Raw genomic sequence first — 19,022 nt, 5'->3', positions numbered from 1 at the left:
CGACGAACAGAAAGACTATCGGGGATATCCACATGGCCGATGCGCATCAGAAGAATCACGACTACCACATCATCGACCCTAGCCCATGGCCGTTGCTTGCCTCGATCGGTGCCTTCATCATGGCATTCGGCGGCGTCGGCTACATGCGTTACCTGTCGGGCGGTTCCCTCCACTTGTTCGGCATCGAATGGGCGCATCCGTGGATGTTCTTCATCGGCCTCGCTGTCGTGCTCTACACCATGTACGGCTGGTGGGCGGACACGATCAAGGAAGCGCACGAGGGCCATCACACCCGCGTGGTATCGCTTCACCTGCGCTATGGCATGATCATGTTCATCGCTTCGGAAGTGATGTTCTTCGTTGCCTGGTTCTGGGCCTATTTCGACGCCAGCCTGTTCCCGGGCGAAGCTATCCAGGCGACCCGCACGGCGTTCACGGGTGGTGTCTGGCCGCCGAAGGGTATCGAGGTTCTCGATCCCTGGCACTTGCCGCTCTACAACACTGTCATCCTGCTGCTTTCCGGCACCACGGTCACCTGGGCGCACCACGCGCTGCTGCACGGTGATCGCAAGGGCCTGATCAACGGCCTGACGCTGACGGTTCTGCTCGGCGCCCTGTTCTCCTTTGTTCAGGTCTACGAATACATGCATGCTCCGTTCGCCTTCAAGGATTCGATCTATGGCGCGACCTTCTTCATGGCGACCGGCTTCCATGGTTTCCACGTTCTCGTCGGCACGATCTTCCTGATCGTCTGCCTGCTGCGCGCGCTGAAGGGCGATTTTACCCCGAAGCAGCATTTCGGCTTCGAGGCCGCCGCCTGGTACTGGCACTTCGTCGACGTCGTCTGGCTGTTCCTGTTCTTCTCGATCTACATCTGGGGCGGCTGGGGCGCACCGGTCGCGCACGGTTGATGCCGGCTTGACCATCGAATTTCGGACGGCCGCAGCGATGCGGCCGTTTTCGTTCGTGGTTTGCGGTGGAGCGGAGTTCAGGAAGGATTGACCGGATGTATCCAATAAGATACAAAAATCATGCTGATATTTGAAGCCACAACCGTCTTCAAGGAATGGCTGTTTTCGTTGCGTGACCTAAGGCGAAAGCGCGAATCCTGGTGCGAATTCGCTCGGCGGAGCACGGAAACCTGGGAGACTGCGCGCCGGTCGGTGATGGCGTCTCCGAAATGCGCATACACCACGGTCCCGGCTACCGTGTCTATTTCAAGAGGACCGGAGGTGTCGTTTATCTGCTGCTGATCGGTGGAGATAAGTCCAGTCAGAAGCGTGACATCGCAGCCGCATTGAAAATGGCGAAAGACTTGGAGAAGGACAAGAAATGACGACGACTTCGGTTTTTGACGCCTCCGAATTCCTCGATGATGACGAACTGATCGCCGAGTACCTTGCCGCCGCCATGGAAGACGAAAACCCGGATGTTTTCATCGCCGCGCTCGGAGACGTTGCGAAAGCGCGTGGGATGTCTGAGATCGCCAAGGCTTCGGGGCTCGGGCGCGAAAGCCTGTACAAGTCGCTTCGCGGCGGCTCGAAAACACGCTTCGAGACACTGCACAAAATTGTATCCACGCTGGGTCTAAAGATGACCATCGTCGCGGATCGCGCCTCCTGAACAGACCTTGCTATTCCCGTGAAGAGCACCTTTTGTCGCAGCCTTTGTGTTGGACGAAAGCGTGGCTGGAAGATACTTAGTCGATCGAATGTAGCTGCCGGGAAGAGGCCAAGCTGAAAGACCAAGCCATGAACGAAGACAGTGCGCATTTCCCGCCGGTCGATCCGGTGAAGGCCGGGCTGCGGGGATGTTGCCCGCGCTGCGGTGAGGGAAAGCTGTTCGACGGTTTCCTGAAGGTGAAGCCGGCTTGCGCCAATTGCGATCTCGATCTGGCTTTCGCCGATTCGGGTGATGGTCCCGTCGTCTTCGTCATCCTGATCGTCGGCTTCATCGTTGTCGGCGCGGCGCTGTGGATGGAGGTCAATATCAATCCGCCGCTCTGGGTTCATTTCCTGCTCTGGATACCGCTCGCCTGCGGCCTGAGTCTCGTGCTGATGCGTATGCTCAAAGGCGTGCTGATCAACCTGCAATACCGCAACAATGCGCGACAGGGCGAGATCGACCGTGGTTGAGGCGTCGCCAAGAAAAGGCGGCGGCCTGCTTGGCCGCATCGCAGGTATCGTGCTGCTTTTCACAGTGTTCGCCATCCTGCTGTCGCTCGGCACCTGGCAGGTTCAGCGGCTGCACTGGAAGGAAGCGCTGCTTACCGAGATCGATGCGCGCCGGCACGCGCCGCCCGCCGATCTCGCCGATATCGAGGCCTTGGCGAAAGAGGGCGGGGATGTCGATTACCGCACGATGCGCGTCACCGGCACCTATATCAACAACAAGGAGCGCCATTTCTTCGCGACCTATGAGGGGCGCACCGGCTATTATATCTACACGCCGCTGCAGCTTGCCGATGGTGAGGTCCTGTTCGTCAACCGCGGCTTCGTTCCCTTCGAGAACAAGGAACCGGAAATGCGCAAGCTCGGCCAGTTGACGGGTGAGCAGACCGTTACCGGCCTTGCCCGTGCCAAGCTTACCGCCAAGCCGTCCTGGGTCGTACCGGACAACGATGTCGCCAAGAACATCTTCTACTGGAAGGATCTCGACGTCATGGCCTCCAGTGCCGGGCTCGATCCGGCAAGGGTCGTGCCCTTCTTCATGGATGCGGACGCCAGCCCGCATGAGGGCGGCATGCCGATCGGAGGCGTCACCCAGTTCGACCTGCCCAACAGCCATCTGCAATATGCGGTGACATGGTACGGCCTGGCTGCCGCCCTGGTCGTCGTCAGCGGACTGTTCATCTTCCGGCGGAAGACGTAAATTCCGAGCCTTCAATCGCGGGAGAATCGCATGGGCGTGTTTGCAAATATCTTCATCGCCCTGACGGCGCTCTTTCATGTCGGTTTTCTGGTGCTGGAAATGTTTCTCTGGACCGGACCGACGGGACGCAAGATCTTCCGCATGTCGGCCGAGCAGGCCGAGGCGACCAGGGTTCTGGCCGCCAATCAGGGGCTCTACAACGGCTTTCTCGCCGCCGGCCTCGTCTGGTCGCTGTTGGCATCGCAGCCGGATTTTGCCTTTCAGTTGAAAGTGTTCTTCCTTGTGTGCGTGATCGTTGCCGCTATATATGGCGCATGGTCGGTCAAGCCGCGCATCCTTCTGGTGCAGGGCGGGCCGGCAATCCTCGCTCTTGTTCTGACTGTGCTGGCTTCCTGACCCATGGCTTCTTCTACCTCGGAAAAGACCCCGATCACCCTTCGCCTCTGCGGTCCACGCGGCTTTTGCGCCGGCGTCGACCGGGCGATCCAGATCGTCGTCCTGGCGCTGAAGGAATATGGCGCGCCGGTCTATGTCCGCCACGAGATCGTCCACAATCGCTATGTCGTCGAAGGGCTTGAGGCCAAGGGCGCCATCTTCGTCGAGGAGCTTGACGAGATTCCGGAAGAGCATCGCAAGCAGCCGGTGGTGTTTTCCGCCCATGGCGTGCCGAAATCGGTTCCTGCCGATGCCGCAAGCCGCAACCTGTTCTATCTCGATGCCACATGCCCGCTGGTTTCCAAGGTCCACAAGCAGGCGATGCGCCACCAGAAGCTCGGCCGTCATGTCGTGCTGATCGGCCATGCCGGCCATCCGGAAGTGATCGGCACGATGGGGCAGTTGCCGGAGGGCGCGGTGTCGCTGGTCGAGACGGTCGAGGATGCCGACGTCTACACGCCGCCGGACCCGGACAATCTCGGCTTCGTCACCCAGACCACGCTGTCCGTCGATGATACCGCCGGCGTGATCAAACGGCTGCACGAGCGCTTTCCGAACCTGACGGCACCCGCCGCCGATTCGATCTGCTATGCCACCACCAACCGTCAGGAAGCGGTGAAGCAGGCGGCACCCGGCTGCGACCATTTCATCATCGTCGGTGCGCCGAACTCGTCGAATTCCAAGCGCCTGGTTGAAGTTGCGCTCAGGGCCGGCGCGAAAAAATCCGTGCTTGTCCAGCGCGCGTCGGAAATCGACTGGGATGATTTCACTGACGCCGCTACGGTCGGCCTGTCTGCCGGAGCATCCGCGCCGGAAGTCATCGTCAACGAGATCATCGAGGCGTTTCGCGAGCGTTATGGGGCCGTGGTCGAGCTTGCCGACACGGTCGAGGAAACCGAAAACTTCCTCGTCAACCGCGAGCTTCGCCATGTGCCGCTGACGGTGGAGGACATGGTGTGGGTGAATGGAGATCAGTGATGGGTGGATGCGGCGTGGATCCTCGGGTCAAGCCCGAGGATGACGGCTCGGGAGGTCCGGTTGTTCGGACGCCAGCCATCTTCGCCGCAATTATATTCTCTCTCCGTCATCCTCGGGCTTGACCCGAAGATCTATAATCCATCATCCGTTTTCACCGACCCAAATACGAGAACAAACCTTGGCAGTTTACACCGACATCACCGAAGACGATCTTTCCCGTTTTCTGGAGGCCTATGACGTCGGTACGCTGACCTCCTACAAGGGCATTGCCGAGGGCGTGGAGAACACCAATTTCCTGCTGCACACGACCAAGGGCTCCTACATCCTGACGCTATACGAGAAGCGGGTGGACCAGAACGACCTGCCGTTCTTTCTGGGACTGATGCATCATCTCGCCGATCGCGGTCTGTCCTGCCCCCTGCCGCTGTCGCGCGCCGATGGCAAGCTGCTCGGCCAGCTTTCGGGCCGTCCGGCCGCCGTTATCTCGTTCCTGGAGGGCATGTGGCTGAGGAAGCCCGATGCCAATCACTGCCGCGAGGTCGGCAAGGCCTTAGCGGCGATGCATGTGGCGGGCGAGGGCTTTGCCATCCGCAGGCCCAATGCGTTGTCAGTCGGTGGCTGGCGGCCGCTGTGGAACAATTCCCGCGATCGCGCCGACGAGGTGCAGATGGGACTGAAGACCGAGATCGCCGCGGAACTCGATGTCCTCGAAGCCAACTGGCCGGCCACCTTGCCGGAGGGCGTCATCCACGCAGATCTTTTCCCGGACAATGTCTTCTTCCTCGGCGATGACCTGTCCGGCCTGATCGACTTCTATTTCGCCTGCAACGATTTCCTCGCCTATGACGTCTCCGTCTGCCTCAATGCCTGGTGCTTCGAAAAGGACGGCGCCTTCAACATGACGAAGGGCATGGCGCTCTTGTCCGGTTACCAGAGCGTGCGATCGCTGACCGAGGCCGAGATCGAGGCCCTGCCGCTGCTTGCGCGCGGCTCGGCGCTGCGTTTCTTCCTGACCCGTCTCTACGACTGGCTGATGACTCCGCCCGGCGCGCTGGTGGTGAAGAAAGACCCGCTGGAATACCTGAAGAAACTGCAGTTCCACCGCTCGGTCGGTTCCGCCGCCGAATATGGCCTCGTGCCCGCAACCGCCTGACGTCCATTGCCGAAAGTCTGATCCTGATGAAACATATCGATATTTTCACGGACGGGGCTTGCTCCGGCAATCCCGGACCCGGCGGCTGGGGCGCGGTGCTGCGCTATGGCGACGTGGAAAAGGAACTCTGCGGTGGTGAAGCCTTAACCACCAACAATCGCATGGAACTGCTGGCGGCGATCACGGCGCTGACCAGCTTGAAAACCCCGTGCGAGGTCGATCTCTATACCGACTCGAAATATGTCATGGACGGCATCGGCAAGTGGATCCATGGCTGGAAGAAGAACGGCTGGAAGACCGCCGACAAGAAGCCGGTGAAGAATGGCGAACTCTGGCAGGCGCTCGATGCCGCCAACCGAAGCCACAAGGTGACCTGGCACTGGGTCAAGGGCCATGCCGGCCATCCCGAGAACGAGCGCGCCGACGAACTGGCGCGAAAGGGCATGGAACCGTTCAAGAAGACCAGGGCCTGACGAGGCGGTTTCCCAAAACGTCTGTTTTGCCGTGACGCTCTGCCTAGCAGGGCAGAAGGGGTACCACGGGTAAGGTCTGATCCGTCAAAATCCGCGGGGAGGCACATAAAGGCAGATCGTCCGGCCGTTATCCCGACCGCCGATCGTACACCAATGGACGTAGCCGTCCGGACTGTCGTGGATACGCCTGTCATTGTAGGGCACGACTTCGTTTCCGATGGTGATGAAATAACCGTCGGGGCGTTCCTTCAGGCTGGCCGACGAAATCTGCCGGCAGTCGATGCCTGAACAGCAACTGGCGTCATATCGCCATCCGGATGGCGCGTCGTGCGCCGCAGCAGTGTGCGGGATCAGTCCGAGCAATACGCAGCTCATGAGAATACGCAAAGTCATGGCAATGTCTCCGCGTCGATTCGATTGCTGATTCAACTCGGAAAGGCAGCCGAAGTTCCTTGTGAAGCCTTTGCAGGCTTCATTTTCTGAGGATCCGCTAAAATAGTTGTCTTATTCGGCCGCGTTTAAAGGTGGAGCTTGTAGCCGACATGGCTGGCGACAAATCCGAGCTGGTCATAGAATCGGTGCGCATTCGGCCGCGCCTTGTCGGTCGTCAATTGCACCAGTGCGCAATTGCGACTGCGGCATTCGGCGATCGCCCATTCGATCATGCGCCGGCCCAGCCCTTCGCTACGGCGGTCGCGGACGACGCGGACGGCTTCGATCTGACCGCGCCAGGCGCCCTTGCGGGAGAGGCCGGGAATGAAGCTCAGTTGCAGCGTTCCGATCACGTGAGCCCCGTCTTCGGCAACGGCGAGCAACTGGTTGGGATCGGCATCGATGGCGGAAAAGGCGGCTGCATAGGCAGCATCGGTTGTATCGCCCGCCGTCTCGCGCCCTTGGCCGATCGGGTCATCCGCGAGCATCGATATGATCGCGGGCAGGTCAGCGGCAACCGCTCTGCGGAAATGGAGATCGGTCATGATCATCCTGAAGAGAGTGCCGCCCGCCTGCTTGATAACGCTTCAGGCCGGCGGCATTCGTTATCAGATCTGCTCGAGCATCGCAGCGGCGCCCGAAACGGTGGCTTGGCCGGGGCTGTCCTCGACGTTGAGGGTTTTGACCACGCCATCTTCCACCAGCATCGAATAGCGCTTGGAGCGCAGGCCAAGCGTGCCGGCGGAGAGGTCGATGTCCATGCCGAGCGCCTTGGTGAAAGTTGCGTTCCAGTCGGAGAGGTAATGGATCTTGCCCATGCCGCCCGATGAGGTCGCCCAGGCGCCCATCACGTGGATGTCGTTGACGGCGACGACCGCGATGTCATCGATGCCGCGCGCCAGGATCGCATCGCGGTTTTCCAGATAGCCGGGCAGGTGGTTCAGCGAGCAGGTCGGTGTGAAGGCGCCGGGAACCGCGAAGAGAACGACCTTCTTGCCGGAAAACAGCTGGTCGGTGGTGATTTCGACCGGGCCGTCGGCGGTCTTTTCCTTGAAGGTTGCGGCAGGCAGCTTGTCTCCGACAGAAATGGTCACGCTTTCGCTCCTTGAATGTCTTTCGGGAAGGCCGGAGCCCATCGGCTCCGGACGATCGATGTGGAATATAGATTCGGCTTAGTCAAAGGCAAGCGTGGTCTGCATGCTGCGATCGCCGACGCGCACGACCAATAATACCGATCCATCCGTCAGCCCACCGCCCTTTTCCGGGATTCGGACGGGTATCTCGACGCTCGTCACGCCGTTCTCCGTGACGATGTTGTCCGGCTTGCCGAAGCCGTAGCCGGACGGACCTGAGAGGAAAAGTTCCGCCGGTGCTTTCGCCGTCACGCCGGGCGCGGTGACCGAAAGCCGCAAGCGCTTGTCCGATGTGTCGAAGGTGGCCGCCGTCACCTTGAAGTCATCGGACGGCACCTGCGGCAGGGTCGAGACGGCCTTGTCGATCCGCGCCCGTTCCAGCGGATTTTCCACCTGCGCCGCCGGGAGCGGAACACTGAAACTGCCCTGGACGGGGATGCAGATATCCTTGCAGATGCCGAGGAAGATCGATCCCTTGAGTGTCAGGTCGCCTTTGGTCTCGCTCTTCAGCGACAGCGGAAAGGCAACGGATTGATCATAGCCGGTATAGCGTACCACGCCATCGTCGAAGGCCTTCGGCGCGGGGAAGCTGAGACCGGAGAAGGTAATGCCGCTCGATGGATCGATGCTGACCTGTGGTGGGATGCCGCTGGCGCCGGGTTCGAGCCAGTAGGTTTTCCAACCCGGTTTCAGGCGGATGTCGAGGATCGCCGGGATCGTGCCGTCTGACTGCGGCTTGGCGGCGACGATCCGCACATCGCCACCTTCCGAGCCCACCCATTCGCTTGTTGCGGCATGGGCGATCGAGGCCGCAAAAAAATATCCGGCGAGGGTTGCCAGAACATGCAATTGCATCACATTCTGTAGGGGACGATGATGTTTCATGGCAGTGAGGCTTATCGGTTTCCGGGCGCGGTTAAAAGATGTCCGTTTTTGCCAAGGGATCATTTTATCTTGATCGGGCAGGAGAAAGAAACCAACAAAAGCCTTCAAAACCAAGAAGACAAGGATGGAAACGCTTTTCATTTGACCCCGAACCGATAAGGGCTACAGCCATGATGGCGACGTTCCAGAAGAAACGAGAACGCGGTTTGCTCGATGGTCAGTTCCTGATCGCCATGCCGGGCATGTTCGACAGCAATTTTGCCCGCACCGTGATCTTCGTCTGCGCCCATTCCAGCGATGGTGCGATGGGGTTTGTGCTCAACCGTCCCCAGCAACTGAGCTTTCCGGATGTGCTGCTCCACTTGCGGATCATCGATCAGGCCCAGGCCATCCGGCTGCCGGGCGTCACCCGCGATTTTCAGATCCAGACCGGCGGTCCCGTCGAGACCGGCCGCGGCTTCGTACTGCATTCCGATGATTATCTCAGCGAATCCAGCATTCCGGTCAGCGACGATATATGCCTGACGGCAACGCTTGATATCGTGCGCGCCATCTCGCGCGGCGAGGGGCCGTCCAAGGCGATGATGATGCTCGGTTATGCCGGCTGGGGTGCCGGGCAGCTGGAAAGCGAGATCGCCAACAACGGCTGGCTCAATTGCCCGGCCAGCGAAGAGCTGATCTTCGACCGGGATCTGGGCGATAAATATGATCGCGCATTGGCGTTGATGGGCGTTGCTCCCGCCATGCTGTCGATGGACGCCGGCCACGCCTGAGCCGGTGTTTTTGTCGTCTTTCTGTCGATCTGCCGGAACAATTTGAACTGCCCGCCGTTTTCCAGTCGCAAGGACAAGATGTCCTCCCCTTTTAAAGGAGACTGATATGGGTAGCACTTCCGACAAGATTTCCGGCGCAGCCAACCAGGTTGCGGGCAAGGCCAAGCAGGCGGCTGGCGAGGCCACCGGCAGCGCCAAGTTGCAGGCCGAAGGCAAGGGCCAGGAAGTCAAGGGCAAGGTGCAGACCGCTACCGGCAAGGCCAAGGATTCGGTGAAGGACGCCGTTGATCGCATGTAATCCGGTTTGCCGCGGACGCGCCTGATAATGCGTCTGCGGCTCCAAGGTGCGCATATCGACTGTCCTGACGGGTTCAACTGGATGGAAGATTTTTGCGCCGATGCCCGCTGTGCTTCGCGCCGGCGGGCATTTCTCTGCGTTATTGATATCATCCAATATTCCATTGTCGGTGTAATCCTCGGGCGGGCGAATTCTCCATGAGACTCTATCAATGCGGCAATTGCGGAAATCCCGTGCATTTCGACAATCGGGTCTGCATCAATTGTGGGTCGCGACTCGGTTTTCTTCCCGAAGTCATGGCGATGCAGGCGGTCACGCCGGCAGGCGACAATCTGTGGCAGAGCATTTCCCGAACGCAGGCTGACGTGCGCTTCTGCGCCAACGCCGCGCACGATACCTGCAACTGGCTCGTCCCCGCCGAAGAGAGAAATATTTATTGTGAGGCCTGCCGTCACAATCGCATCGTGCCCGTTACCGACAATCCGGAAGGGTTGGCACGCTGGCAGAAGATCGGCCAGGCGCAGCGGCACCTGTTCTATTCGCTCTTGCGCTGGAACTTGCCGCGCCCCGGGCGCGACATAGATCCGCAGGGCGGTTTGGTGTTCGATTTCCTCGCCGACGACGTGGATGCAAACGGCAATGTCGTTCCGGCCATGACGGGACACGAGGACGGATTGATCAGCCTGCGGGCGGCCGAGGCTAACGACGCAACGCGCGAAAGCGTGCGCGTGTCGATGGGCGAGCCCTATCGCACATTGCTCGGCCACTTTCGCCACGAGATCGGTCACTTCTATTGGGCTCAACTGGTGCGTGATGACGAAACGCTGGCCGAGGCGAGGGCCCTGTTCGGCGACGAGAGCGCCGATTATGCCGAGGCCTTGAAGCGCAATTACGAACAGGGACCGCCGCCCGACTGGCAGGCGAGCTTCATCAGCACCTATGCCAGCTGCCATCCGGCCGAGGATTTCGCCGAATGCTGGGCGCATTTCTTCCACATCGTCGATACGCTGGAGACGGCCCGGTCCTTCGGTCTCTCGACCGACCCGCGTCGCCACGAGGACATGGCCGCCGAAGTGGATTTCAATCCCTACAGGGCCGCCAGCGCCCAGGATCTCGTCGATTCCTGGATCCCGCTCAGCGTCGCGCTCAACAGTCTGCAACGCAGCATGGGCCAGGCGGACAGCTATCCCTTCGTGCTGTCGCCGCCCGTGGTACAGAAGCTCGATTTCATCAATCGGCTCATCCTGAAGGCGGGTGCCACGGACGCTCAGTAGAAGGCGAAACAGTATCGGCAGGCAGTCAGCGGGGGTGGAGCGGACGACATTGCCGGGACTTTATCGGAATCGGTCAGTTTGACGCCAAAATGGGCGGCGACATCACTCAGCATTTTCTTGAGGGTTTCCATGGCCGGATCAAGATCATTCTTCTCGACTCTCGCCGGCAGACGCCCGGCATCCTTGGGATAGCGGTATGCCGTTGCGTAGATGGTCAGAAACGTCAATGGGGAAAACCTCGCCTTGAACCTGTTGGCGTCTGGCAGCAGGTCGCGCAGGACATCAAGGCGGTGCGAATCCTTGCGCTCTGCCTTGACACCCTCGGACGTCAGGAGGGCAAGAAGAATTTTCTCGGCAGCTTGTTGCGCGTGGTAGGCATCGTTTCTGTTTTTCCTGGCGGCGAGCATCTCGGCTGCTTCCAGATCCTCCCGAGCCAATCGTAGCATGTTGGCTATATGAAGTTCAGCAGACATTTGTGAGCACTATGCCGTCGTCTACGATGTGGCTGGCTGCCGAATTCGCAATTTTCAGATCGGCGCGGAAATCGGACAAGCGTATGCAAGACACATCTGCATAGACACCGGACCCTTCCTGGACGCTCCACCCAAACAGCGGCGAAAACACATGCTCAGGCGCTTCGTCGGAAACAATGACCTTCAAGTCCCAATCGCTTTGAGCCGTCGCCTCTCCTCTTGCTTGGCTCCCGTAGAGGATGACATCGACAGGATTGTATGCTTCCTGAATCCGGGCAAGTAGCTTTCCCAGTTCTGGAAATTTTCGTGGGGAGACCACGCGCCTACCAAAGTTCTCTGCGACGACGCTCACGGGTCCGCTCCAGCTGAAGTCATTTCCACTATATAGTCGGTCTCGCAACTATCTGCCACGGGCTTTAAACTGTACGCTCAATCGGCATCTACCGGTGGAAATGCATCATCCATCGCCGGAGCTATTGCTTGGCCTTTTGGAGGAGATTGGTCGGTATTCAAGCCCGCTTCATCAGCGGAAAGCGCTCTTTCAGCAGCCGCTGGATGGAGTCCGAACCGATCGGTGGGCCGAAGAGGAAGCTCTGGCCGAAATCGCAGCCCATCTGCGCCAGTTCGACGGCGTCCTCTTCCGATTCGATGCCTTCGGCGACGACCTGCATGTCGAGTTCGCGCGCCATGGTGATGACCGAGCGGAGCAGGATCGTGCGCTTGTCGCTGGAATCCTTGACGAGAGCCTTGTCGATCTTGATCGTGTCGAAGGGGAAGCGGGTGAGATAGGCGAGCGACGAATGGCCGGTGCCGAAATCGTCGAGCGCCAGCCGCAGGCCGGCATCTTTCAGCTTCTGCAGCACGAGCCGCGCCTGTTCGGGGTTCTCCATGACGAGGGACTCGGTCAGCTCCACCTTCACCTTCTGCGCGTCGCAGCGGTTCTTGTTGAGGACGGCGCGGATGTCGTCGTAGAGATCGTTGTTGAGCAGTTGCGCGCTCGACAGGTTGACCGAGACGAAGATCGGCAGGTCGCCGGTCTGGATCTGCCATTCGGTGAGGTCGCTGGTCGCCCTGTCGAAGGCAAACATGCCGAGTTGGTTGATGAGGTCCGAGCCTTCGGCGATCGGGATGAATTCGGTCGGCGAGATGCTGCCGCGCTTGGGGTGCTCCCAGCGCATCAGCGCCTCGAAGCCGGCGATCTCGGCATCGGCCAGACGCACGATCGGCTGGTAGACAAGGCTCAATTCCTTGCGCTCGATCGCCCGGCGCAGATCCTGCTCCAACTGCAGTCGGTCTGTACCGGAGGCGCGGAAGGCGGGGCGGAAGGGCTCGACGCGGTTGCCGCCGGCCTTCTTGGCGCGGAACATCGCCAGTTCGGCATCGTCGAGCAGGCCGGTCGCATTTTCCTGTTGGTCCACCCAGGAAACGAGCCCGATCGAGGCCGTCAGGTTGATTTCCCGGTTGCCGAAATTGAGCGGCACCATGATGGCCTTGGAGACGGCGTCGGCGAAATCGGCGACCTTGGCCGGGTCGCGCTCTGACATCAGGATCAGCCCGAATTCGTCGCCGCGAAGACGGGCCAGCGTGTCCTGCGGCTTCAGCAGGCGGCGCAGGCGGCGGGTCAGCGCGATCAGGATATTGTCACCGGCGGCGATGCCCAGCTTGTCATTGACCTGCCGGTAGCGGTCGACATCGATGGTGATGACGGTGGGGCGCACGGCGCTCGAGCCCGGCGCCAGCGACAGGATGGACTGCAGCCTATCGAGGAAGATCTGCCGGTTGGGCAGGCCCGTCAGGTTGTCGTTCAGCGCGTTGTGCAGCAGGCGGTCGATGGAATTCTTCTGCTCGGTGATATCGACGATGGTGCCGACGCAGCGGATGATTTCGCCGTTGGCGCCCAGCACCGGCCGGGCGCGGATCGACAGCCAGTGATAATGGCCGTCTTCGGCACGGGCGCGAAATTCATGGTTCAGCCGGCCGCGTCGATGTTCCAGCAGCACGTCGAGCGTGGCGCGGAACCTGTCGCGGTCGTCCGGATGCAGGCGCGGCAGCCAGTTGCGCACGGCGCCGTGCATGGTGCCCGGCGACAGGCCGAGCTGGGCGGAAATATCGGGAATGGTGACGACGCGGTCGCGCGCCACGTCCCAGTCCCAGACGGTATCGCCCGAGCCGGTCAGCGCCAGCGACTGGCGCTCGAGATCGGAAAACAGGCCCTGGCTGTAGGCGCCGCCGGCAAAGGCGTGCTGCATCACCGTGAAGCCGATCAGGAGCACGATCAGGACGAGACCACCGCCGAGCGCCGGCTGGACGATGTCGTTGGCAAGCTGGCCAGTCACGGTCATCCAGGCGCCAAAAAGCCAGACGAGGATCAGCAGCCAGGCCGGCACCAGCAGGATGGCGCGGTCATAGCGGTTGAAGCCGAGATAGGCGATCAGGATGATGCCGGCGGTGCCGGTCAGTGCGAAGGAGAGGCGGGCAATGCCGGCAGCGATGGCCGGATCGTAGATGGCGACGCCGAACAGCAGGCCAAGGCCAAGGATCCAGGCAAGCGTCGCGTAGCTCAGGTGCTGGTGCCAGCGGTTGAGGTTGAGATAGGTGAACAGGAAGATCACCAGGCCGGCCGCCAGGAACACTTCGCTTCCCGCCCGCCATATTCGCTCGTCGCCGGCGGTGATGTTGATCAGTTTCGACAGGAAGCCGAAATCGACGCAGATATAGGCCAGAACCGCCCAGGCGAGTGCCGCCGTCGCTGGCAGCATTGAGGTTCCCTTGACCACGAACAGGATGGTCAGAAACACTGCCAACAGGCCGGCAATGCCGAGCACGATGCCGCGATAGAGCGTGAAGGCATTGACCGTGTCCTTGTAGGCGTCCGGCTGCCAGAGATAGATCTGCGGCAGGTCGGGGCCGGCGAGTTCCGCCACGAAGGTGATCACCGAGCCGGGGTTCAGCGTGATGCGGAAGACGTCGGCTTCGTCGCTCGGCATCCGATCAAGCGCAAAGCCTTCCGACGGCGTGATCGACAGGATGCGTTGCGAGCCGAGATCCGGCCAGAACAGTTTCGAGTTCACCAGACGGAAATGCGGGGCGACGATGACGCGCTCCAGCTGTTCTTCAGAGACGTTGGCGAGCGCGAACACCGCCCAGTCGCCCTGGTGGTTCTCGGCACTGGAGCGAACCTCGATGCGTCGCACGATGCCGTCGGTGCCCGGCGCCGTCGAAACCTGGAAGGCTTCGCCACGGCCGGTATAGATTTCCGTCGTCGCCGTCAGGTCGAGAGCTGTGTCCTCGCGGGAGATCTTGACCGGCTCCGTCGCAAGGGCAGGGGCCACGCTGAACCAGCACAGGGCCGCAGTCACGATCATGGCCAGAGCCATGAGCCTTTGGACTGACGGAAGCGATGGCAGGCGGTTCAAAAGCATCAATCACTCAAATTCTTCGTTGGCATGCGGTCTTGCGAAAGGAGGGCAAACATCAGGTGATCGCGCCATTGTCCGTTGATTTTCAGGTATTCCCGCAAATAGCCTTCACGCTGAAACCCGGCCTTTTCAAGGAGCCGGATACTTCTGTGGTTCTCGGGAATACAGGCTGCTTCGATACGGTGCAACTGAAGGCTGGAAAAGATGTAGGGAATAGCCAGTTTCACCGCCTGCGCCATGTGCCCCTTGCCGGCAAAACGCTCGCCCATCCAGTAGCCGATCATGCAGCATTGCGCGGCCCCGCGACGGATATAGCCAATCGTCAGGCCGCCGATCAGGGTGTTCTCCTCACGCGACAGGATAAAGAGCGGCACAGCCTGGCCGGACGAGAATTCCTGTTCGTTGCGGATCACGCGGGTTCGAAAGGCGCTTTCCGTCATATCGTCGGCACGCCAGGTCGGTTCCCACGGCTCGAGGAAAGCGCGGCTTTCGCTGCGCAGCTGGTACCATTGGCGATAGTCGGATGTCTTTGGCAGGCGCAAAACGTGGGTGGCGCTGGCAATTTCGACCGGGTCCGGCTGCCGTGACAGAAACCGAAAGACCGATCGTGTCATGAAAGCCTCCGCGCCGGTGGGGTGTTGCCGTTATGACGGAAAACTGCGCGCCCCATGAAGAGCGCGCAGCCGAATTTCGAGAATGAATCAACCGTTGGCGGCGCGCGGACGGGCAGCCTTGCTGGAGAGTGCGCCGAGAATGTCGCCCATCGGTGCCAGCTTTTCGACCGGGCCGATCGCCGACAGCGTCGGCACTGTGTCGAAGAACAGGCGGCCGGCGAGATCGGTCAGGCGCTCGACGGTGATGCCGGACAGGCGCTCCATCAGTTCCTCATTCGGGATCGGGCGGCCGTAGAGCATCATCTGGCGGGCGATCTGGCCGGCGCGTGCCGCCGGGCTTTCCTGGCCCATCAGCAACTGCGCGCGAATTTGCGCGCGGGCGCGGTCGATTTCCTGTTGCTCGATGTTCATTGAAGCCTTGCGCAGCTCGTCGATGATGACCGGCATCAGTTCCGGCAGGTTCTCGCCGCCGGTCGCCGCATGCACGCCGAAAATGCCGGTATCGGAAAAGCCCCAGTGGAAGGCATAGACCGAATAGCAGAGACCGCGATGCTCGCGCACTTCCTGGAACAGCCGGGACGACATGCCGCCGCCGAGGATGTTGGCGAGAATCTGCGAACAGTAGAAATCGCGGGCGTGATAGGCCTTGCCCTCGAAACCGAGCAGGACCTGCGCATCCATCAGGTCGCGATCCTCGCGCACGTCGCCGCCGGTGTAATGGGCAACGTCGGCAATGGGGGAGGCGGTCGGCTTTTGCGGCAGGCTGGCGAAGCGGTCTTCAACCTGTCGCACGAAGCTGTCATGATCGAGCGCACCGGCACCGACGACGAACATCCGGTCGGTGGTGTAGTTGCGATCGAGATATCTGCGGATTTGGTCGGGCGAGAACGAGAGGACCGTCTCCGGCGTGCCGAGGATCGGGCGACCGATCGTCTGGTTGGCGAAGGCGGTCTCGGCGAATTTGTCGAACACCACGTCGTCGGGCGTATCGTTGGCGGCGCCGATTTCCTGCAGGATGACCTGCTTCTCGCGCTGCAGTTCGTCTTCGTCGAAAGAGGATTCCGTCAGGATATCGGCGAGGATATCGACGGCGAGGGGGACATCGTCCTGCAGGATACGGGCGTAATAGGACGTCGTTTCCGTGGATGTGGCGGCGTTGACCTCGCCACCGACATTTTCGATCTGCTCGGCGATTTCGCGGGCGGTTCGCCGGGCCGTGCCCTTGAACGCCATATGTTCCAGCAGATGGGCAATACCATGCTCGTCCGTTGTTTCGTCACGCGAACCGGATTTGATCCAGACACCGAGTGCTACGCTTTCGAGATGCGGCATGTGCTCGGTGACGACCGTCAACCCGGATTGGAGCCGGGTGCACTCAACTTTCATCATACGTCTTTCTGCGTCCTATCTCCGGATGCGGGCACGCTCGTTGATAAAGGTCTCAACGGTTTTAAGCTCGGCGTCCAGAACGTCGAAACGCTCCTCCCTGACCATCAGATCAGCAAGCCACGTTGGAAGCGCCGGGTCAATACCGCAGGCTGATTTTACTGCGTCCGGGAATTTCGCCGGATGGGCGGTTGCAAGCGTCACCATCGGCACGCTCGCTGTCTCGTGCTTGGCCGCGACGAAGACGCCGATCGCCGTATGCGGGTCGAGCAGGTAGCCCGTGGCCTCCAGCGTCTTTTCGATGGTCCTTGCCACGTCCTTCTCGGAGGCGCGCCCGGCACGGAACAGCTTGCGGATGCGCTTCAGCGCGTCCGCCTCGATTTCGAAGGAGCCGGACTGCTTGAGGCTCGCCATGAGGCCGCGCACCTTGGAAGCGTCGCGCTCATAGGCTTCGAACAGCAGGCGCTCGAAATTGGAGGAGATCTGAATGTCCATCGACGGCGAGGTGGTTGCCCTGACGTCGCGCATCTCGTAGCGGCCGGTCTGCAGTGTGCGGGCGAGAATGTCGTTTTCGTTGGTGGCGATGATCAGTTTGTCGATCGGCAGGCCCATCTGGCGGGCGACGTAACCGGCGAAGATATCGCCGAAATTGCCGGTCGGGACGGTAAAGGAGATGAGCCGGTCCGGGCCGCCGAGCGCCAGCGCCGTGGTGAAATAATAGACGATCTGGGCCATGATGCGCGCCCAGTTGATCGAGTTGACACCCGAGAGCGCCACGCCGTCGCGGAAGCCGACATCGTTGAACATTTCCTTCACGAGCCCCTGGCAATCGTCGAAATTGCCCTTGATCGCCACCGCATGGACGTTGGAAGCGGTAGAGGTCGTCATCTGGTGCTGCTGCACCGGCGAAACCTTGCCATGCGGGAAGAGGATGAAGATGTCGGTGCGGTCGCGGCCGGCAAAGGCGTCGATCGCGGCTCCGCCGGTATCCCCCGACGTCGCGCCGACGATGGTGGCGCGCTGGTCGCGCTCGGTGAGGACATGATCCATCAGTCGGCCAAGCAACTGCATCGCAACGTCCTTGAAGGCGAGCGTCGAGCCGTGGAACAGTTCCATGATGAAGCTGTTCGGCCCTGTCTGAACCAGCGGTGCGATGGCCGGATGGCGGAACGTCGCATAGGCCTCGTCGATCATCGCGCGGAACTTGTCATCCGGGATTTCGCCATCGACGAAGGGGGAGAGCACGGCAAAGGCGATGTCCTGATAGGATTTGCCGCGCAGCGCCCGGATTTCCTTCTTTGTGAAGCTCGGCCATTCGCTTGGGACATAAAGGCCACCGTCGCGGCCAAGACCCGCCAGCAGCGCATCGCAAAAACCTAGCGAAGGGGCTTCGCCCCGCGTCGACACATACTTCACCGTGACCATCCTTCGTCATGCGTTCGAAGCCGCGGGCGCGTGCGGCGGGAATTGGGAGGCATCATAGGGAAACCGGGATTGTTTCGCGGTTCCCTTTGCGTCAAGCCTTGGCAAAGCTGACGGAAACATCGGCTTGTCGCCCGTGATCGGCCAATTCAGCGTGTCCTGAAAAATTGGCGTTCCGGTCTCAGACTCCAATCGATTTTTCAATGCGTCGCTGCTATAGACCATCGCCAAGGGTCTTGAAAGGCTCAAGTTGCAGGGGCGGAAATCCGAAAAATACCTCATTTTCCGGTCAGCCATGCCCAGGCGACATCAATCGTGCAAGGCAGAGGGTCATCGCAAGTGTTTGGTAAAATTTCCGGCCGTGTTCTCGGCGTTTCACTTCTTTTGCTCGCAGCGGGCTGCAACAAGACCGACACCGGCGGTGCGATCGATGCCGGCGGCAGCGCAGCCGCGCCGACACCGGCTGTGATCCAGGGAACCTGCCCGCAGGTCTATCTGCTGGATGGAACGGCCAATTACCGCACCTATGCCAAGGGCGCCAAGGATGATCCGACCAAGATCGTCTACCAGGCGTCGCTGGCCGACACGACCCGCCAGTGCGTGCAGAACGAAAGCCAGATGGTCATGACCATTGTCGTTCAGGGCCGCGTCGTCTCCGGCCCGGCCGGTGGTGCCGGCACCGTCAACCTGCCGATCCGCGTCGCCGCCACCGACGGCAAGAACACGCTCTATTCCGAACTGACGCAGTACCCGGTCGAGGTTGCTGCCGGCGCCGGCGCCACCCAGTTCATCTTCACCAAGGCCGACGTCGCGATTCCCGGTGGTGCCGGCGATTTCGCCAAGGTCTATGTCGGCTTCGACGAAGGCCCGGTGAAGGGCAAGAAGAAGAAATAAGCGGGATTTTCTGCTGCTGAATGAACAAACCGGCGCGGGGTTTTCGCGCCGGTTTTTTGTTGATTGGCAACCCTGGGTGATTTGCAAAGGCGAACCGAAAGCCTTGTAC

Annotated in this window: 23 protein-coding genes; 13 read left to right on the top strand and 10 right to left on the bottom strand. The window is 60.7% G+C overall.

The features are described from left to right. Nucleotides 1-32: 32 nt before the first annotated feature. The 9 genes from ACST81_RS18625 (at nt 33) to rnhA (ending at nt 5,910) form a co-directional block, all read left to right on the top strand. On the top strand, nt 33-911 hold the full coding sequence (locus tag ACST81_RS18625; protein ID WP_438749738.1) for a cytochrome c oxidase subunit 3: 879 nt from the start codon (nt 33-35) through the stop codon (nt 909-911). 200 nt (nt 912-1,111) lie between these two features. Next, nucleotides 1,112-1,336, top strand: a complete 225-nt coding sequence (locus ACST81_RS18620; protein WP_438749736.1) for a type II toxin-antitoxin system RelE/ParE family toxin — start codon at nt 1,112-1,114, stop codon at nt 1,334-1,336. Further along, a complete protein-coding gene (locus ACST81_RS18615) occupies nt 1,333-1,623 on the top strand; it encodes an addiction module antidote protein (protein ID WP_438749735.1) in 291 nt (96 codons plus the stop codon). The genes ACST81_RS18620 and ACST81_RS18615 overlap by 4 nt, the downstream gene beginning before the upstream one ends. Before the next feature lie 128 nt (nt 1,624-1,751). After that, nucleotides 1,752-2,135, top strand: coding sequence for a DUF983 domain-containing protein (locus tag ACST81_RS18610; RefSeq protein ID WP_438749734.1), 384 nt, complete (start codon nt 1,752-1,754; stop codon nt 2,133-2,135). Continuing rightward, on the top strand, nt 2,104-2,871 hold the full coding sequence (locus tag ACST81_RS18605; protein ID WP_438749731.1) for an SURF1 family protein: 768 nt from the start codon (nt 2,104-2,106) through the stop codon (nt 2,869-2,871). The genes ACST81_RS18610 and ACST81_RS18605 overlap by 32 nt, the downstream gene beginning before the upstream one ends. A 30-nt stretch (nt 2,872-2,901) precedes the next feature. Beyond that, the gene (locus ACST81_RS18600; RefSeq protein WP_438749730.1) at nt 2,902-3,267 is read left to right on the top strand and encodes a DUF1304 domain-containing protein; all 366 of its coding nucleotides are present in this window, start codon (nt 2,902-2,904) and stop codon (nt 3,265-3,267) included. Between the two features lie 3 nt (nt 3,268-3,270). Further along, nucleotides 3,271-4,284, top strand: a complete 1,014-nt coding sequence (gene ispH, locus ACST81_RS18595; protein WP_438749729.1) for a 4-hydroxy-3-methylbut-2-enyl diphosphate reductase — start codon at nt 3,271-3,273, stop codon at nt 4,282-4,284. 178 nt (nt 4,285-4,462) lie between these two features. Beyond that, the gene (locus tag ACST81_RS18590) at nt 4,463-5,437 is read left to right on the top strand and encodes a homoserine kinase (protein ID WP_438749728.1); all 975 of its coding nucleotides are present in this window, start codon (nt 4,463-4,465) and stop codon (nt 5,435-5,437) included. 26 nt (nt 5,438-5,463) lie between these two features. Further along, a complete protein-coding gene (rnhA, locus tag ACST81_RS18585; RefSeq protein WP_438749727.1) occupies nt 5,464-5,910 on the top strand; it encodes a ribonuclease HI in 447 nt (148 codons plus the stop codon). Nucleotides 5,911-5,994: 84 nt separating this feature from the next. Here the strand turns inward: rnhA and ACST81_RS18580 are convergent, their stop codons facing one another. From ACST81_RS18580 to ACST81_RS18565, 4 genes are all read right to left on the bottom strand, one after another. After that, a complete protein-coding gene (locus ACST81_RS18580) occupies nt 5,995-6,303 on the bottom strand; it encodes a hypothetical protein (protein ID WP_438749726.1) in 309 nt (102 codons plus the stop codon). A gap of 125 nt (nt 6,304-6,428) precedes the next feature. Further along, complete coding sequence (locus tag ACST81_RS18575; RefSeq protein ID WP_438749724.1) at nt 6,429-6,887, bottom strand: GNAT family N-acetyltransferase; 459 nt, start codon at nt 6,885-6,887, stop codon at nt 6,429-6,431. 63 nt (nt 6,888-6,950) lie between these two features. After that, nucleotides 6,951-7,436: a peroxiredoxin gene (locus tag ACST81_RS18570; RefSeq protein WP_438749723.1), complete on the bottom strand. Its 486-nt coding sequence runs from the start codon at nt 7,434-7,436 to the stop codon at nt 6,951-6,953. Between the two features lie 78 nt (nt 7,437-7,514). After that, the gene (locus tag ACST81_RS18565; RefSeq protein ID WP_438749721.1) at nt 7,515-8,330 is read right to left on the bottom strand and encodes a protein-disulfide reductase DsbD domain-containing protein; all 816 of its coding nucleotides are present in this window, start codon (nt 8,328-8,330) and stop codon (nt 7,515-7,517) included. Between the two features lie 200 nt (nt 8,331-8,530). Here ACST81_RS18565 and ACST81_RS18560 point away from each other — a divergent pair, with 200 nt between their 5' ends. The 3 genes from ACST81_RS18560 (at nt 8,531) to ACST81_RS18550 (ending at nt 10,705) form a co-directional block, all read left to right on the top strand. Beyond that, entirely contained in the window at nt 8,531-9,133 is a 603-nt protein-coding gene (locus ACST81_RS18560) for a YqgE/AlgH family protein (RefSeq protein WP_438749720.1), read from the top strand. Between the two features lie 106 nt (nt 9,134-9,239). Further along, nucleotides 9,240-9,431, top strand: coding sequence for a CsbD family protein (locus ACST81_RS18555; protein WP_438749719.1), 192 nt, complete (start codon nt 9,240-9,242; stop codon nt 9,429-9,431). A 197-nt stretch (nt 9,432-9,628) separates the two neighbouring features. Then, complete coding sequence (locus tag ACST81_RS18550) at nt 9,629-10,705, top strand: zinc-binding metallopeptidase family protein (protein ID WP_438749718.1); 1,077 nt, start codon at nt 9,629-9,631, stop codon at nt 10,703-10,705. Here the strand turns inward: ACST81_RS18550 and ACST81_RS18545 are convergent. From ACST81_RS18545 to thrC, 6 genes are all read right to left on the bottom strand, one after another. Next, a complete protein-coding gene (locus ACST81_RS18545) occupies nt 10,699-11,178 on the bottom strand; it encodes a HEPN domain-containing protein (RefSeq protein WP_438749717.1) in 480 nt (159 codons plus the stop codon). The two genes, ACST81_RS18550 and ACST81_RS18545, sit on opposite strands and share 7 nt — an antisense overlap. Continuing rightward, nucleotides 11,168-11,530 (bottom strand): nucleotidyltransferase domain-containing protein, encoded by a 363-nt coding sequence (locus ACST81_RS18540; protein ID WP_438749716.1) that lies wholly within the window; start codon nt 11,528-11,530, stop codon nt 11,168-11,170. Before ACST81_RS18540 ends, ACST81_RS18545 begins: the two co-directional genes overlap by 11 nt. A gap of 157 nt (nt 11,531-11,687) precedes the next feature. Next, entirely contained in the window at nt 11,688-14,543 is a 2,856-nt protein-coding gene (locus tag ACST81_RS18535; protein WP_438749714.1) for an EAL domain-containing protein, read from the bottom strand. 56 nt (nt 14,544-14,599) lie between these two features. After that, nucleotides 14,600-15,211 carry a GNAT family N-acetyltransferase gene (locus tag ACST81_RS18530; protein WP_438749713.1) on the bottom strand — a complete coding sequence of 204 codons (612 nt, stop codon included), beginning with the start codon at nt 15,209-15,211 and terminating at the stop codon, nt 14,600-14,602. A gap of 87 nt (nt 15,212-15,298) precedes the next feature. Beyond that, complete coding sequence (locus ACST81_RS18525) at nt 15,299-16,600, bottom strand: M16 family metallopeptidase (RefSeq protein WP_438749712.1); 1,302 nt, start codon at nt 16,598-16,600, stop codon at nt 15,299-15,301. Between the two features lie 15 nt (nt 16,601-16,615). After that, nucleotides 16,616-18,022, bottom strand: a complete 1,407-nt coding sequence (thrC, locus tag ACST81_RS18520; RefSeq protein WP_438749711.1) for a threonine synthase — start codon at nt 18,020-18,022, stop codon at nt 16,616-16,618. A gap of 336 nt (nt 18,023-18,358) precedes the next feature. On the opposite strand from thrC, the gene ACST81_RS18515 reads away from it, so the two are divergent. Continuing rightward, complete coding sequence (locus tag ACST81_RS18515; RefSeq protein WP_438749710.1) at nt 18,359-18,913, top strand: hypothetical protein; 555 nt, start codon at nt 18,359-18,361, stop codon at nt 18,911-18,913. The last annotated feature ends 109 nt before the right edge of the window (nt 18,914-19,022 follow it).

Source organism: Pararhizobium sp. O133, assembly GCF_051669845.1.
Lineage (GTDB): Bacteria > Pseudomonadota > Alphaproteobacteria > Rhizobiales > Rhizobiaceae > Pararhizobium.
Note: the sequence above shows the minus strand (reverse complement) of the source record. Positions and strands in the feature narration are given on the sequence as shown.

Coding starts and splice junctions, on each gene's coding strand:
- ACST81_RS18545 (WP_438749717.1), bottom strand. CDS start 11,178: ATGTCTGCTGAACTTCATATAGCCAACATGCTACGATTGGCTCGGGAG.
- ACST81_RS18615 (WP_438749735.1), top strand. CDS start 1,333: ATGACGACGACTTCGGTTTTTGACGCCTCCGAATTCCTCGATGATGAC.
- ACST81_RS18610 (WP_438749734.1), top strand. CDS start 1,752: ATGAACGAAGACAGTGCGCATTTCCCGCCGGTCGATCCGGTGAAGGCC.
- ACST81_RS18555 (WP_438749719.1), top strand. CDS start 9,240: ATGGGTAGCACTTCCGACAAGATTTCCGGCGCAGCCAACCAGGTTGCG.
- ACST81_RS18565 (WP_438749721.1), bottom strand. CDS start 8,330: ATGCAATTGCATGTTCTGGCAACCCTCGCCGGATATTTTTTTGCGGCC.
- ACST81_RS18580 (WP_438749726.1), bottom strand. CDS start 6,303: ATGACTTTGCGTATTCTCATGAGCTGCGTATTGCTCGGACTGATCCCG.
- ACST81_RS18525 (WP_438749712.1), bottom strand. CDS start 16,600: ATGATGAAAGTTGAGTGCACCCGGCTCCAATCCGGGTTGACGGTCGTC.
- ACST81_RS18550 (WP_438749718.1), top strand. CDS start 9,629: ATGAGACTCTATCAATGCGGCAATTGCGGAAATCCCGTGCATTTCGAC.
- ACST81_RS18530 (WP_438749713.1), bottom strand. CDS start 15,211: ATGACACGATCGGTCTTTCGGTTTCTGTCACGGCAGCCGGACCCGGTC.
- thrC (WP_438749711.1), bottom strand. CDS start 18,022: ATGGTCACGGTGAAGTATGTGTCGACGCGGGGCGAAGCCCCTTCGCTA.
- ACST81_RS18575 (WP_438749724.1), bottom strand. CDS start 6,887: ATGACCGATCTCCATTTCCGCAGAGCGGTTGCCGCTGACCTGCCCGCG.
- rnhA (WP_438749727.1), top strand. CDS start 5,464: ATGAAACATATCGATATTTTCACGGACGGGGCTTGCTCCGGCAATCCC.
- ACST81_RS18600 (WP_438749730.1), top strand. CDS start 2,902: ATGGGCGTGTTTGCAAATATCTTCATCGCCCTGACGGCGCTCTTTCAT.
- ispH (WP_438749729.1), top strand. CDS start 3,271: ATGGCTTCTTCTACCTCGGAAAAGACCCCGATCACCCTTCGCCTCTGC.
- ACST81_RS18625 (WP_438749738.1), top strand. CDS start 33: ATGGCCGATGCGCATCAGAAGAATCACGACTACCACATCATCGACCCT.
- ACST81_RS18560 (WP_438749720.1), top strand. CDS start 8,531: ATGATGGCGACGTTCCAGAAGAAACGAGAACGCGGTTTGCTCGATGGT.
- ACST81_RS18535 (WP_438749714.1), bottom strand. CDS start 14,543: ATGATCGTGACTGCGGCCCTGTGCTGGTTCAGCGTGGCCCCTGCCCTT.
- ACST81_RS18605 (WP_438749731.1), top strand. CDS start 2,104: ATGCGCGACAGGGCGAGATCGACCGTGGTTGAGGCGTCGCCAAGAAAA.